This is a genomic window from Streptomyces sp. NPDC048461 (genome assembly GCF_055587105.1).
The window spans coordinates 67,966-82,724 of record NZ_JBVJGW010000019.1 but is presented as its reverse complement, the minus strand read 5'-3'; the positions used below and the strand labels follow the sequence as shown (position 1 = coordinate 82,724).

Here is a 14,759-nt window from a genome sequence, read left to right as displayed (position 1 = left end):
ACCACCCACCCGCCACCACACCGCACCGCACCGCACCGCACCACACCATCCCGACGCAGACGAGACGGAGAGCGACCGTGCACGACGCACTCACCACCCTGCTGGAACAGCAGGCCCCGGTCGGCCGGGAGGCCTGGCGGTCCTGGTGGGACCAGCTCGGCGACGGCAGCCTCGACCGGGCCCAGGTCCTCGCCCTGCTGGCCTCCCTGACCAGCCGCCTGCCCGACCACCAGACCCTGCGCCACCTCCTGGACTCCCTCGCCGAGCGCAGGCCCGCCCCCCAGGCCACCACCCCCTGGGAGAACACCGTCAACGTCGTCGGCACCGGCGGCGGACCCCGCACCTTCAACATCTCCACCGCCTCGGCGTTCGTCTCCGCGGCCGCCGGCGTCAACGTCGTCAAGACCGGATCCCGCGCCTACACCAGCTCGCTCGGCTCCGTCGACCTCCTGGAACGGCTCGGGATCCGCCTGACCTCCTCCCACACCCAGACCGAGGACACCCTCGCCGCCCACGGCATCGCCTTCGCCGGACCGTACGTCTACCCCACCCAGCTCACCCGCCTCGCCCGCACCACCGCGCCGCTGAGCATGAAGCCCTTCGGCCGGTTCCTCAACGCACTGGGCCCCTTCCTCGCCGAACTCCCCGTCACCGCCCAGCTCACCGGCGTCTCCGCGGCCGCCCCCCTGGACACCCTGCGGGAACTCGCCGCGACCACCACCACCCGCCGCATCTGGCTCGCCACCAACGACACCGGAGCCGACGAGCTCCTGCCCTTCGCCACCAACACCATCCACACCGAAACCGGCCACACCCGCACCATCCGCCCCGGCGAACTCACCCCCGCCGACGGCTCCTTCGGCGACCTGCGCCCCGCCGCCGACCCCACCGGCGCCGCCGCGCACTTCCGGTCCGTCCTCGCCGGCACCGCCGGCCGGGTCGCGACCCGCACCGTCAGCCTGGGCGCCGCCGCCCTCATCGTCGCCTCCGGCACCCGCCGCGACTGGCCCTCCGCGGTCTCACTCGCCGAGGACGCCGTCCGCTCCGGCGCCGCCCACGACCTCGCCCGCCGCCTCGCCGCCACCCCGGCCCCCCGCACCCTGGCGGCAGCCCGTGCCTGACACCACCGCCCCCACCGCCACGACGGCCCCCGCCCCCTTCTTCACCCGGCGGACCCCCGGCCGGGGACCCGGACTCGCCCTCTTCCTCAACGCCGGCGACCCGCCCCTGCCCGTCCTGCGCGACCTGGTCCTCATGCTCGACGAGGAGAAGGTCGACTGCCTCGAACTCGCCGTCCCCTTCCCCGACTCCGTCACCGACGGCCCCGTCATCCAGCGCTCGGCACGCCGCGCCCTGGACCGCGGCGGCGCAGGCCTGGACGACGTACTGGCCTTCATCGCCGACGTACGCCCCCACCTGGCCCACCTGCGGATCGCACTGCTCGCCGACTGGAGCCACTCCCTCAAACACCGCGACCTCGCCGACGCCACCCGCGACATCGCCGCCGCCGGCGCCGACGGACTCCTCATCCACGCCCTGCCCCCGCGCCTGCGCCAGAGCCACCTGGAGAGCGCCGCCGCCGCAGGACTGCCCGTCGTCACCACCTGCTACACCAAGAGCCCGCCCGACACCCAGGCCCAGGCCGCCGCACACGCCTCCGCCTACCTCTACCTCGTCGCCCACTACGGACGCAGCGGGACCGCACCCGCCGCCGGCCACGCCCAACTCGCCCAGGCCGTCACCGCACTGCGGACCCACACCAGCTCCCCGATCGCCGTCGGCTTCGGGGTCAGCACACGGCAGGACGTCCAGGCCGTCGGCGCATCCGGCGCCGACGCCGCGATCATCGGCTCCGCCGCCGTCGCCGCCGTCGAACGCGCCCAGGAAGCCGGCCACGACGTGACCGAAGCCTTCCGCGCCTTCGTCCGCTCGGTCCTGCCCCCCGCACCGCACCACCCCTGACCCACCCGCACCCACCCGCACCACCCAGGAGCTCCACCCCTCATCCGCACCATCCGCGCACCACCACACACCGGGAGACCGCCATGATCGTTCGCGACATCGAGTCCGTGAAGACCGTCGAGTGGGGCAACGGCCTCAGCCGCCGCTTCCTCCTCGCCGAGGACGGCCTGGGCTACTCGCTCACCGACACCACCGTCCTGGCCGGCACCAAGTCCCGCCTGGAATACGTCAACCACCTCGAGGCCTGCTACTGCATCGAGGGCTCCGGCGAGGTCATCGAACTCGACGGCACCTCGCACGAGATCGTCCCGGGCCGCATGTACGCCCTGGACCAGCACGACGCCCACTTCCTCGTCGCCAGCCCCCACGAGGACCTGCGCCTGGTCTGCGTCTTCTCGCCGGCCCTGCGCGGCGACGAGGTCCACAGCCTCGACGCCCACAGCTCCTCCGCCTACTGAGCCACCCCCCGGGCGCCCCCGGCGCCGCCAAACCGCCAGCAACCGACACAAAGGGGTCCGTCGTGATCCGTTGGAACGCCGACCAGGCAGATCTGCGCGAAGGCCTGGAGCGGTGGGGAGACGCACTCAGCGCAGACCACATCGAACTCGACGAGCAGTCCGCCTTCTCCGAGGACAAGTGGAAGCTCGTCCAGAAGACCGGAATCCTCTCACTGCCCTTCCACGAGGACTACGGAGGCCTCGGGCAGTCCCTCCTCACCACCATGTACGTCCTGGAAGGCCTCGGCGAGTACAACCGCGACGCCGGCCTCAGCTTCTCCGTCACCACCTCCATCTGCTCCACCGGCATCCCCGTCCAGCAGTTCGGCACCGTCGAACAGAAAGAGCGCTACCTGCCCCAGATCTGCTCCGGCGAGGCGATCGGCGCCCACGCCATCACCGAAGCCGAAGGCGGATCGGACGCCATGGCGATGGGCACCAGGGCCGTCCGCGACGGAGACGACTTCGTCATCAACGGCAGCAAGGTCTTCGTCACCAACGGACCGGTCGCCGACGTCATCGTCGTCTACGCCCGCACCCACCCCGACGGAGGCCCCCTGGGCACCACCGCCTTCCTGGTCGACCGCAACACCCCCGGAGTCAGCGCCGGCCGCCCCATCAAGAAGATGGGCCTGCGCACCTCACCGCTCAGCGAGCTGTTCTTCGACGACGTACGGGTCCCCAGGACCGCCGTCCTGGGCCGCGTCGGCGGAGGATTCATGGTCCTGGACCACGTCATGAAGCGGGAGATCCTCCTCTCCTTCATCGTCAACGTCGGCGAGATGCAACACCGGCTGCAACGCTGCGTCGACTACGCCAAGACCCGCACCTCCTTCGGAAGGGCGATCGGTTCGTACCAGACGATCGCCAACAAGATCGTCGACACGAAGATCCAGCTGGAAACCGCCCGCAAGTGGCTCTACGACACCGGCGAGAAACTCGAAGCCGGCGAGAACATCACCGCCGACCTCGCCATCGCCAAGATCGTCACCAGCGAGTCCAACCTCGCCACCAGCCTCACCGCCGTACAGATCTTCGGCGGCCACGGCTACATGTCGGAATCCGGACTGGAGCAGGACGTGCGCAACGCCGTCGGCGGCACGATCTACTCCGGATCCAACGAGATCCAGTACAACCGCATCGCCTCGACCCTGGGACTCGGCAAGTGAGCACACACCCCCTGTCCCGGACACTGCTGAAGGTCTGCGGGGCCACCACCCCGCACGACATCGAGGCGGCGGCGGCCGCCGGGGCGGACTGCGTCGGCCTCTGGCACGGCGTACCCGGCGGCCCGTCCGAGCTGGAACCGAACGCGGTCGCCGCCCTCGCGGCGGCGGCCCGTTCGGCCGGCCTCCTGCCGGTCCTGGTGACCTTCCTCGCCGACCCCGCCCACCTCGCCCACCTCGTGCGGGCCACCGGCGCCGGCTGGGTCCAGCTCCACGCCTACCAGCCCCCCGCCACCGTACGGGCCCTGCGCGAAGCCCTCCCCCCGGGCGTCGGCATCGTCAAGGTCCTCCACGTCCAGGAAGACGGCGGCTGCGTCGAACGCCCCCTGATCGGCGCCTACGACCGCGCCGGCACCGACCTGTTCCTCCTCGACACCGCCACCGGCGACGGCCGCATCGGCAGCACCGGCCGCACCCTGGACCCGGCCCGCCTGACCGCCCTCCTGCCCCGCCTGACCCGCCCCTTCCTCCTGGCCGGCGGCCTCACCCCGGCCCACCGCCCCGCCTACGAGGACATCGTGCGCCACCCCGGCTACCGCGGCATCGACGTCGACACCGCCGCCCGCGACCACACCACCGGCGCCTTCGGCGTCCCCGAGATCACCGCCCTCGCCCGCGCCTGGCGCACCGGAACCACCCCCGACCCCGACCACCGCCCGCTGGAGCTGTCGCGATGACCAAGCAGAACCGGACCGGCTTCCCTTTTCTCGAGGCCCTCCTGGCCTCCCCGGCCCCCGTGGTGATGGAGGTGAAACGACGCGACGCCCACGGCTACGACATGCTCGGCGGCCGCACCCCCGCCGCGATCGTCGGCGCCTACGAAACCGCCGGCGCCCCGTGCGTCTCCGTCGTCACCGGCCGCTGGTTCGGCGGCTCACCCGCCCTCCTGCGCGACGTCGCCGCCCTCACCGACCTCCCGATCCTCCAGAAGGACTTCATCACCCGCAAGGACCAGATCCACACCGCCCGCGAACTCGGCGCCTCCGCCGTCCTGCTCACCGCCGCCCTCCTGCCCGCCTCCAGCATGCGCACCCTGGTCACCGAATGCCTGCGCACCGGCCTGACCCCCTTCGTCGAGATCACCCAGGAATCCGAACTCGCCTCCGTCCACCACCCCCAGGAATGCGTGATCGCCGTCAACAACAAGGACATCAAGACCCGCGAACGCGGCGCCGGCGACCTCGGCCGCTCCCTGGACCTCCTGCCCGCCCTCCAGAGCGCGGGCACCGCCTGTCCCGTCAGCGCCAGCGGCATCGACAGCCCCGCCACCGCCGCCGGACTCCTCGACGCCGGCTTCCGCGGCCTCCTCGTCGGCACCTCCCTGCTGCGCACCGGATCACCCGCCCACTGGGTCGACACGATGGCCGGCGCCCGCCGAGGGCTGGCCGTACGGTGACCCGCCCGCCCACCGTCCACGCCCACACGCTCCACGCGGCGGGCATCGAACTGTCGGCGCTCCTGGCGCTCCCCGGGACCACCCCGCCCCGCTCCACCATCCTGGCCATCCACGGCCGGGGCATGCGGGCGGCGTACTGGAACTCCTTCATCCCCCTCGCCACCGCCGCCGGCCACGCCGTCCTCGCCGTGGACCGCCCCGGCTACGGCGCCTCCGCCGGCCACCTCCCCGACGGCCAGACCCTCGCCGAACAGGCCGAAACCCTGCACGCCGCCCTCAAGGAACACGCCCGCACCCACGACACCGGCGCCGGCTTCCACCTCCTGGGCCACTCCGACGGCGGCAAGGTCGCCCTCCACACCGCGGCCACCGCCGGCGCCCTGCCCCTGCTGGGCCTGGACACCTCCGGCACCGGCTACCAGTACGACCCCCAGGCCCTGCACTTCCCCTCCACGCTCGGCGGCGGCGCCACCAAACTCAACTGGGGCCCCCTGAACCTCTACCCCCGCGGCACCTTCCAGGCCAGCCGCGCCCTCCTCGCCCCGACCCCGCCCCGCGAATCGGCGGAAACCATCCACTGGCCCCGCCAGTTCGAAACCCTCGCCCCCGACGTCCGCATCCCCGTCCGCCTCACCTTCGCCGAACACGAAGCCTGGTGGCACCTGGACGACACCACCCTGACCGCGATGACCTCCCGCCTCACCCGGTCCCCGTCCGTCACCGTCGACCACCTGCCCGCCGCCGGCCACAACATCAGCCTCGGCCACACCGCCGACACCTACCACCAGCGCGCCCTGGCCTTCCTCGACACCTGCCTCACGTCCGCCGCCCCGGCCCACCGGGCCCCCTCACACGACTGACCGCACCCCCGTGGAGCGGGTGCGGTCAGCCGTCGGTCACCGGGCCGGGGGAGCGGTCAGACCGCCACCACCCGGCTCACCAGCTGGTCCCGGATCCGCGACGGGATCCCCGGCGCGAAACGCTGCAGGTAGTGGTCCAGATGGGCATCGTCACCCACCAGGAACGGGAGGTCGAACACCAGCAGCTTGCGGACCGCCAGCAGCGGCAGCGGAGCCCGCAGCGGCCGGAACGCCTCGTTGTACAGGCCCGGCTCCTCGCACACCGGATGGAACTGCCCGATCATCAGCCCCTCCGCCACGAACTCGTCCTTCGCCTTGCGCTGCAGCTCGTCCAGCTCCACCGAGTCCGTCGGATCGAACCCCGGCAGAACCAGCAGGATCGTCAGCAGCTCGCGGTCCTCCGGCGACAACGGCTCCGAGAGAACCGCGTGCCGGGTCCGCAGCGAATCGACGGCCAGCGCCAGGTTGTCGCAGTCCGCGGACGGCAGCGCCAGATGGAACAGCTCCTTGCGCAGCGAGGGCTGCGTGTACGGGCACACCGGGCCGGTACGGCCCAGCTCGGGGTGGCTGGACACCAGGAAGTCCCGGCTCCACAGCAGCACCTGTAACAGCGGGCCCAGGGCGTCCGCCGGGACGTCGCCCCGGGCCACCTCGCCGGTGGTCCAGGAACGGATCAGGTCGTCGCCCCTCATCGGGGATCCCTCCACATCGGTCGCAGGACGGGCCCGCCGCCGGGCAGCGCCAGGTCCCCGCCGAGGCGGGCGAAACCGGCCCGCCGGGTCGCGGCCTCACCACCCGGCGAGCTGGCCTCGGTGTACAGGCCGACGCCCTCGGCGTCCGCACGGCCCGCCATCACGCCCAGCAGTCCGGACATCAGGCCGGACTGCTGGCGGCCGGGACGGACCGCCCCGAACGACACGTAGTAGTGCGGGCCGTGCGGGTGCGCCTGCGCCTGGAGGGCGGCGATGGTCCGCAGCGCCTCCACGTGCCCGCCCAGGGCCGCGGCGAACGCCCCGTCCAGGGCGGCCTCGTCGGGCTCCGCGCCCGGCGGCAGGAACAGGAGCACCGCATCACCGCCGGGGCTGGTGAGGACCCCGTCGTAGGAGGCGGACAGATCGACGAACACCCGGAAGAACCCCGGCAGCAGCTCGGCTCTGCGCTGCTCGTCGGGGATCATCCAGCGGGTCAGGGCGTCCTCCTGGAACGAGGACGCCAGCAGGGCGCACAGGCGGTCGGCCTCCGGCCGGCCCAGCCGGCTCGCGGCGGGCGGATCGGTCGGCGTCGGGGGCGGCGCGGTCGGGGACAAGGCAGGACCTCCGGATCGGAAAAAGGGGGAGACGGAACAGCGGAAAAGGGAAGGGGGACGGGAGCCGTTCAGGAACGGGAGAGGAACCGGGACGGGAAGCGGCACGGGGAAACCGGGGGAGGGGCCGCAGCCCACCGGGGAAACCCGGAACAGCGCAGAGGCAGGGACAGGAGCGAGGGCAGGGGGCGGGGGCGCGGCACGGTACGGGGCCGGTCCGGTCCGGGCCGGGTCAGGCCGGGACGCGGCCCAGCGCGGCCAGCTCCGCCACCCGGGCGTGCAGCACCGGCAGGTAGTGCTCCGACTCCGGCTTGATCAGCACGCTGCGCACCAGCCGCGCCGCCTCCGCGTCCCGCACCACCCCCGGATGGCGCACGGCGAACGCCTCCGCGTCCGCCCGCAGCACGCTCAGGAACACCGGATCCGACTCCGCCGTCATCCCGTCGCGCAGCAGCCGGTCACTGGCCGCGTCGATCGAGGACAGCGAACCGGCGGCCGTCACCGGGAAGTACGTCACGATGTCCAGGTCCGGCCGCTGGTACAGCTCCAGCGCGTCCGACGCCTCCAGCAGGTCCGCCCACCGCAGCGCGGCCCGCCGGTTCGCGGCGAGGATCCGCCCGAAGCCGTCCACGGTCAGCGGCAGCAGCTGCAGCGTCAGCCACAGCCCGGCCGCCGCCGCCCCCGCCCGCGAGCACTCCAGGCTGATCTCGCCCAGGTGCAGCTCGGCGTCGGTGAAGTACGTGTACGGCGAATCGTGCGCGAAGTGCCGCCCGGCCCGCGGATCGGGGAACAGCACCGCCCCGCAGCCGTACGGCTGCAACCCCTGCTTGTGCGGGTCCACCACCACCGAGTCGCACTCGGCGATCGCCCGCCACGGGGCCGCGTCCAGACCCCCGGCACCCGCCCGGCCCAGGATCGCGTAGAACCCCCCGTACGCCGCGTCGACGTGCACCCGGGCCCCGTACCGGCGCGCCAGCGCCAGCACCTCGTGCACCGGGTCCACCGCCCCCAGCCCCGTCGTGCCCGTCGTCACCACCACCGTGCCGATCCGGCCGCCCCGCAGCGCATCCTCCAGCGCGCCCAGGTCGATCCGCCCGCGGCCGTCCGCCGCGATCCGGTGACCCTCCATGCCCAGCACGTGGCACATCCGCTCGTGCGTGTAGTGGCACTCGGAGCTGTAGGCCACCCCCCGGTCCGGGTGCAACTGCCGGGCGACGTACAGGGCCTCCAGGTTCGCCATCGTGCCGCTCGTCGTCAGGTGCCCGACGTGCGACGCCAGACCGAACATGCCGGCCAGCTCGGCGACCGCCTCCCGCTCCATCTCCGTCGTCGCGGGACCGCCCTCGGCGGCATGGTTGTTCGGGTTGAACAGCATCGCGGTCAGATAGCCGGTCACGGCCGCCGGATGCGGCGGCTTGACCATCTGCCCGGCGTAACGCGGGTGGAAGAACGGATAGTTGTGGTCCATCCGCTTCGCGAGACGGTCGAAGGCCTCGGTGAACGCCTCCGGACGGACCCGGTGCGCCTCATGGGACTCGTACGGGCCGAACTGCCCGCCCCACCGCTCCGCCACCCCCAGCGCGCGCGGCAGCCAGTCGCGTAAGTCGTGCAGGTCGTGCAGGTCCACGGGAGCCTCCCCAGCACCGCCCGGGGGCGGCGCGAGTCGCGCGTACGCGGTCGTACGTACGCACGAGGAGCGTTGCCCAGCCCCCGCAAGGCCCGCGCAACGCCGCACCCCGCACACCATCCCGGCTCGAGCCGTCCGCAAGCCGCGTCTGGTGCACTCGCGGCCCGACACCCGCGTGGAGCCTTCCACCGCCGGCCGCCCGCGGCACCGGCCCGCCGCGGCCGCCCGCGCGCACCCACCCCGCCCCTTCCCAGGAGGACACCCCATGGTCACCAGACGCAGCCTGCTCAGCGGCGCCATCGCCGCGACCGGCGCGGGTCTGCTCACCACCGGAGGACTGACACCGCTGCTCAGCACCGGCTCCGCGCAGGCCACCGCCCCCGCCGGGACGAAGCCGGTCACCCTCCCGCCGCCCTTCACCGTACGGATGCCCCTGACCCCGGTCCTCGCGCCGGTCTCCACCCTCGGCGGCCAGGACACGTACGCCGTCACCATCAAGGAAGCGGCCCGGGAGATCATCCCCGGAGTGCAGACCAAGGTCCTCACCTACGACGGCCACTTCCCCGGACCGGTCCTGCGCGCCCGCAGCGGCCGCAAGGTCGTCATCCGCCACCGCAACACCCTCACCATGCCCGTCTCCGTCCACCTGCACGGCGGCAACGTCTCCCCGGAGAACGACGGCGGCCCCATGGACACCTTCGCCCCGAACACCTCGCGCACCTACACCTACCCCAACCAGCAGGCCGGCGCGGGCCTCTGGTTCCACGACCACGCCCACCACATGGAGTCCGAACACGTCTTCCGCGGCCTGTCCGCGACCTACCTCCTCTCCGACGACACCGAGCGCTCCCTGCCGCTCCCCGCCGGCCAGTACGAGGTCCCCATCGCCCTGCGCGACGCCCGCTTCGACGAGAGCGGACAGCTCGTCTACGTCATGGACGACGTCTTCGGCCGCACCACCGTCCTCGCCAACGGCCGCCCCAGCCCCTACTTCGAGGTCGCCGCCCGCAAGTACCGCTTCCGGCTCCTGAACTCCTCCAACATGCGCTTCTTCCAGCTCCGCCTCTCCGACGGCGGCCCCCTCACCCAGATCGGCACCGACGGCGGACTGCTGGAGCGCCCCTTCACCACCGACACCGTCGGCCTGTCCCCGGCCGAACGCGCCGACGTCGTCATCGACTTCTCCCGCTACCCGGTCGGCACGAAGATCGTCCTGGAGAACACCCTGGGCCCCGGCACCCCCGACCAGGTCGGCAAGGTCCTGCGCTTCGACGTCGTACGGACCGCCCCCGACCCCAGCCGGATACCGGGCCACCTGCGCACCCTGCCGGCCCTGCGCCCGGCCACCGTCCAGCGCTCCATCGTCCTCAGCATGGACGAGGACGGCCGCCAGGAGCCGCGGGGGTTCATGGACGGCCAGGTGTGGGACTACCAGCGCATCGACCAGACCGTCGCGCACGGCAGCTCGGAGATCTGGACCGTCACCAACACCAACAAGCTCGCCCCGCACAACTTCCACATGCACCTGGTCCAGTTCCGCGTCCTGGAACGCAACGGCGCCCCCGCGGGACCGGCCGAGTCCGGGCCGAAGGACACCGTGCGCCTCTTCCCCGGCGAGAGCGTCAAACTGCACGTCACCTTCGACACCTACCGCGGCACGTACGTCTACCACTGCCACCTGCTGGACCACTCCGCGATGGGCATGATGGCCAACTTCCGCATCCGCTGACGCGGCCCCGACCGCGAAGGCGGCCCGGCCGGGACAAGCGGGCCGCCGCGGGGGCGGGGGAGCGGCCCGCCCCGCTCGACGCGCGCTCAAGGACGAGCCGAGGAACGAACGGAAGGATCCTCGACAACAGACCATGTCCGGCCGTGTCCCCCACGAGTCCCCGCATGAGTCCGAGCACCACCCCACCGCGCCAACGCCCCGCACCACGACCCCGGGAGGCAGGTCAGAGCCCTCACCCCGCCCGTCCCGTCTCTGCGCGCCGCCCCGGCGGCGCGCCCCCCTCAAGCGGTTTTCTGGCCGTCCTAGGGCACCGGACGCGATCATCGGCACCACCGGGACACGGCTCCGCCCGCGCGGCGGACCCGCCCCCGCAACGCCCACGACCCGCCCCGCACTGCAATTCACGACCCGCGACTCACAACCGCAACTCACGACCCAGGAACCGGATGCCGAAAGGGAAGAGGAGGGAAGCGATGGCCGCCACCGTGGCCATGACCGTGGTCGTCACCCCCGGCCCCCCGCCCTCCCTCGACCTCCACGGCACCCTCACACCCGCCGCGCTCAGGGCCGCCCTCGCCGCCCTCCCGCCGTGCACCCCGACCCTGCACCGGCACACCCCGCACCACCACACCCTCACCCTCCCGCCGCCGCCCTTCCCCGCCGGCCGCCTGTCCGACCTGCTGACCGGCGCACCCGCCGGACACCCCCGCAGCACCGCGGACCACCCGGCGCACCCCGCCCGCCGCCCGGCCGGCCCCGGACCCCGCACCGCGCTGCCCGCCACACCCCTGCAACGCCACGCACTGCTGGACGCGATGACCCACCCCGGCGCCGGCCTCCACGTGGAACAGCTCCACTGGCGCTGGCACGGACCCCTGGACGCCCGGCGGTTCACGGCCGCCTGGCAGACCCTCTACGACGGCGAAGCGGCCCTGCGCACCGCACTGGCCGCACCCCCCGCACCCGGGACCGGCCCCCTGATCGCCGTCCACCCCCACGCCGTACCCCAACTGGAACGCCACGCCCGCGGCAGCGCCGACTGGCACGCCCTGCTGCTGAGCGAGCGCATGCGCGAGTTCGACCTGTACCGGCCCGGCACGGCCCTGCGGATCGCCCTGCTCGAAGAACCGGACCGGGTCCACCGCGTCCTGCTCACCTACCACCAGGCACTCCTCGACGGCTGGAGCGCCCGCCTCCTCCAACGCGCCCTGTACCGCGCCTACCTCGCCGACGGCCGCCCGGCCGGCCGCGGCCGGCGGCCCGACATCCGCGACCACCTGCGATGGACCGCCGGGCAGGACCCGCAACCCGCCCGGGCCTACTGGTCCCGCGCCCCGATCCCCGCGGACGCGGCCCGCCTGCCGCTGCGCCCGCCCGCCCCGCCCGCCCGCCGCGGACACGGGCGCACCCGCCGCCGGCTCACCCCGTACGAGGCCCTGCGCCTGCGCAACTGGGCCGCCGACCGCGGCGCGACGGAGAGCACCGCCCTGCACGCCGTCTGGGCCCTCCAGCTCCACCACGCCGCCCCCCGCCCCGGCACGGTCGCCTTCGCGGCCGCGGTCTCGGGCCGCGGCATCCCCCTCCCCGGCGCCGACCGCCTCCCCGGACCGCTGCGCAGCGCCGTCCCCCTCCACGTCCGGATCGACCCGGCCGCCCCGCTGACCCGGCTCCTGGCCGACCTGACGGCCCAGGCCCTGAACGCCTCGTCCTACGAATGGATCGCCCCGACCCAGTCGACCCACTGGTCCCGCCCCACCACCCCGGCCCCCGCACCCGGCGCATGCGCCCCGGGCCGCCGGGCCCCCGACACCGCGTCGGCCTCCGGCACCGCGTCGGCCTCCGGCACCGCGTCGGCCTCCGGCACCGCGTCGGCCCCCGGCACCGCGTCGGCCCCCGGCACCGCGTCGGCCCCCGGCACCGCGTCGGCCCCCGGCACCGCCCCGGGCCCCGCGGCAGGCACCAGCCCCGCGGCAGGCGCCGGCCGCCCCGCCGTGCCCACCGGCTTCGCCGCGGGTCGCGGCGACACCGGCACCGCCCCCGGCCCCGCCGGGGCCTCCCCGCAGAGCCCCGCCGCAGGCGGACCGGCAGGCGGACCGGCAGGCGTGCCGGACGGTGGCGGTCCGCCCGGCGAGCCGGCCGTCCCCGAGTCCCTCATCGTCTTCGAAGCCCACGCACCCGCCGGGACCGCCGGCGACCCCGTCCACGCCGAGCTCGCCGCCGAAGGCGTCCACGTCGGACCCGCCGAGGCCGTCGCCGCGCACACCGCGCTGCCGTTCGCCGTCACCGCGCACCACGACGCCGACGGCGGACTCGTCCTCACCGCCGTCCACGACCGCGCCCGCGTCACCGACGCCGACGCCGCCGAAACCCTCGCCCAGACCGCCCGCATGCTGCGCGAACTGCCCTCCGCCGCACGGGAACCCGCCACCGTCGGCGACGCCCTGACCCTGCTCGCCGCCACCGGCGGCAGCCCCCTGCCCCGCGCCACCCCGCCCGCCGCCCGCACCCTGCGCATCCTGCGCGCCGCCGCCCGCGCCGGGGCCGGCACGATCTGCCTGCTCCCGCCGCCCGAGGCGCCCCCCGGCTGCTACGACGCGCTCGCCGCGGCCTACCCCGGACCGCAGGCCCTGGCCACCCTGCGGCCGCCCGCCGACGTGCGGACCGCTCTGGCCGCGCTCCGCCCCGCCCTCGCCCGCGGCGAACCGCTGCTGCTCGGCGGGTTCACCGGCGCGGGCACCCTCGCCTGCGAGGTCGCCGAACGCATCGCCTCGCACGGCTGGCACCCGCCCCTCGTCGTGATCGGCGCCGCCGCCCCCACCGCCCCCGGCGGCCCCGACCCCGTCCGGGCCCTCGCCCGGACCCTGGAGACGGCCGCGGCCGCCACCGCCCGACCCTGACCGCCCCGACGACCCGTCCACCAACCACCAGGAGTGACATGTCCCGCCGCCTGTTCACCTCGGAGTCCGTGACCGAGGGCCACCCCGACAAGATCGCCGACCAGATCAGCGACACGATCCTCGACGCGCTCCTCACCGAGGACCCGACCTCCCGGGTGGCCGTGGAGACCCTCATCACCACCGGCCTCGTCCACATAGCCGGCGAGGTCACCACCCAGGCCTACGCACCCATCGCCCAGCTCGTCCGCGCCAAGATCCTCGACATCGGCTACGACTCCTCCACCAAGGGCTTCGACGGCGCCTCCTGCGGCGTGTCGGTGTCCATCGGCGCACAGTCCCCGGACATCGCGCAGGGCGTCGACACCGCCTACGAGAAGCGCGTCGAAGGCACCGACGGCGGCGACGAGGACGCCCTCGACCAGCAGGGCGCCGGCGACCAGGGCCTGATGTTCGGCTACGCCTGCGACGAGACCCCCGAACTCATGCCGCTCCCCATCCACCTCGCGCACCGCCTCGCCCGCCGCCTCTCCGAGGTCCGCAAGAACGGGACCATCCCCTACCTGCGCCCCGACGGCAAGACCCAGGTCACCATCGAGTACGACGGCGACCAGGCCGTCCGCCTGGACACCGTCGTCGTCTCCACGCAGCACGCCGCCGACATCGACCTGGAGGCGCTGCTGGCCCCCGACATCCGGGAGATCGTCGTCGAGCACACCCTGCGCCGCCTCGCCGAGGACGGCATCAAGCTGGAGACCGAGGGCTACCGTCTCCTGGTGAACCCCACCGGCCGCTTCGAGATCGGCGGCCCGATGGGCGACGCCGGCCTCACCGGCCGCAAGATCATCATCGACACGTACGGCGGCATGGCCCGCCACGGCGGCGGCGCCTTCTCCGGCAAGGACCCCTCCAAGGTCGACCGCTCCGCCGCCTACGCGATGCGCTGGGTCGCCAAGAACGTCGTCGCCGCCGGCCTCGCCACCCGCTGCGAGGTCCAGGTCGCGTACGCCATCGGCAAGGCCGAACCGGTCGGCCTGTTCGTCGAGACCTTCGGCACCCACACCGTGCCCACCGACCGCATCGAGCGGGCCATCACCGAGGTCTTCGACCTGCGCCCCGCCGCGATCATCCGCGACCTGGACCTGCTGCGGCCGATCTACGCCCAGACCGCCGCCTACGGCCACTTCGGCCGCGAACTCCCCGACTTCACCTGGGAGCGCACCGACCGCGCCGAACGCCTCAGGACCGCCGCCAGCGCCTGACGC

At 73.9% G+C, this 14,759-nt stretch carries 13 protein-coding genes; 10 read left to right on the top strand and 3 right to left on the bottom strand.

Annotated elements, in window-relative coordinates; translation table 11 throughout:
• Positions 1 to 77 precede the first annotated feature (77 nt).
• The 7 genes from ACZ6S8_RS28140 to ACZ6S8_RS28110 all read left to right on the top strand — a co-directional run bounded on the left by ACZ6S8_RS28140 (position 78) and on the right by ACZ6S8_RS28110 (position 5,941).
• Positions 78 to 1,121, top strand: coding sequence for an anthranilate phosphoribosyltransferase (locus ACZ6S8_RS28140; protein ID WP_469460200.1), 1,044 nt, complete (start codon positions 78 to 80; stop codon positions 1,119 to 1,121).
• The gene (gene trpA, locus ACZ6S8_RS28135; protein ID WP_469460199.1) at positions 1,114 to 1,962 is read left to right on the top strand and encodes a tryptophan synthase subunit alpha; all 849 of its coding nucleotides are present in this window, start codon (positions 1,114 to 1,116) and stop codon (positions 1,960 to 1,962) included. Before ACZ6S8_RS28140 ends, trpA begins: the two co-directional genes overlap by 8 nt.
• Positions 1,963 to 2,045: 83 nt before the next feature.
• Positions 2,046 to 2,420: an ectoine synthase gene (locus ACZ6S8_RS28130; protein ID WP_030721055.1), complete on the top strand. Its 375-nt coding sequence runs from the start codon at positions 2,046 to 2,048 to the stop codon at positions 2,418 to 2,420.
• 62 nt (positions 2,421 to 2,482) lie between these two features.
• Complete coding sequence (locus tag ACZ6S8_RS28125) at positions 2,483 to 3,628, top strand: acyl-CoA dehydrogenase family protein (protein ID WP_386534920.1); 1,146 nt, start codon at positions 2,483 to 2,485, stop codon at positions 3,626 to 3,628.
• Positions 3,625 to 4,362: a phosphoribosylanthranilate isomerase gene (locus ACZ6S8_RS28120; protein WP_469460198.1), complete on the top strand. Its 738-nt coding sequence runs from the start codon at positions 3,625 to 3,627 to the stop codon at positions 4,360 to 4,362. Before ACZ6S8_RS28125 ends, ACZ6S8_RS28120 begins: the two co-directional genes overlap by 4 nt.
• The gene (locus ACZ6S8_RS28115; protein WP_469460197.1) at positions 4,359 to 5,081 is read left to right on the top strand and encodes a beta/alpha barrel domain-containing protein; all 723 of its coding nucleotides are present in this window, start codon (positions 4,359 to 4,361) and stop codon (positions 5,079 to 5,081) included. Before ACZ6S8_RS28120 ends, ACZ6S8_RS28115 begins: the two co-directional genes overlap by 4 nt.
• The gene (locus tag ACZ6S8_RS28110; protein ID WP_469460196.1) at positions 5,078 to 5,941 is read left to right on the top strand and encodes an alpha/beta hydrolase; all 864 of its coding nucleotides are present in this window, start codon (positions 5,078 to 5,080) and stop codon (positions 5,939 to 5,941) included. Before ACZ6S8_RS28115 ends, ACZ6S8_RS28110 begins: the two co-directional genes overlap by 4 nt.
• Before the next feature lie 56 nt (positions 5,942 to 5,997).
• On the opposite strand, the gene ACZ6S8_RS28105 is transcribed toward ACZ6S8_RS28110, so the two are convergent.
• The 3 genes from ACZ6S8_RS28105 to ACZ6S8_RS28095 form a co-directional block, all read right to left on the bottom strand.
• Positions 5,998 to 6,633 carry a DUF6875 domain-containing protein gene (locus ACZ6S8_RS28105; RefSeq protein ID WP_469460195.1) on the bottom strand — a complete coding sequence of 212 codons (636 nt, stop codon included), beginning with the start codon at positions 6,631 to 6,633 and terminating at the stop codon, positions 5,998 to 6,000.
• Positions 6,630 to 7,247 (bottom strand): hypothetical protein, encoded by a 618-nt coding sequence (locus tag ACZ6S8_RS28100; RefSeq protein WP_469460194.1) that lies wholly within the window; start codon positions 7,245 to 7,247, stop codon positions 6,630 to 6,632. Before ACZ6S8_RS28100 ends, ACZ6S8_RS28105 begins: the two co-directional genes overlap by 4 nt.
• Before the next feature lie 229 nt (positions 7,248 to 7,476).
• Positions 7,477 to 8,871: a pyridoxal phosphate-dependent decarboxylase family protein gene (locus ACZ6S8_RS28095; protein ID WP_469460193.1), complete on the bottom strand. Its 1,395-nt coding sequence runs from the start codon at positions 8,869 to 8,871 to the stop codon at positions 7,477 to 7,479.
• Positions 8,872 to 9,136: 265 nt separating this feature from the next.
• Between ACZ6S8_RS28095 and ACZ6S8_RS28090 the strand changes: the two genes are divergently transcribed.
• The 3 genes from ACZ6S8_RS28090 to metK all read left to right on the top strand — a co-directional run bounded on the left by ACZ6S8_RS28090 (position 9,137) and on the right by metK (position 14,756).
• Complete coding sequence (locus ACZ6S8_RS28090) at positions 9,137 to 10,600, top strand: multicopper oxidase family protein (protein ID WP_469460192.1); 1,464 nt, start codon at positions 9,137 to 9,139, stop codon at positions 10,598 to 10,600.
• A 473-nt stretch (positions 10,601 to 11,073) separates the two neighbouring features.
• Positions 11,074 to 13,497 (top strand): condensation domain-containing protein, encoded by a 2,424-nt coding sequence (locus ACZ6S8_RS28085; RefSeq protein WP_469460191.1) that lies wholly within the window; start codon positions 11,074 to 11,076, stop codon positions 13,495 to 13,497.
• Positions 13,498 to 13,535: 38 nt separating this feature from the next.
• Positions 13,536 to 14,756, top strand: a complete 1,221-nt coding sequence (gene metK / locus ACZ6S8_RS28080; RefSeq protein WP_469460190.1) for a methionine adenosyltransferase — start codon at positions 13,536 to 13,538, stop codon at positions 14,754 to 14,756.
• Positions 14,757 to 14,759 lie beyond the last annotated feature (3 nt).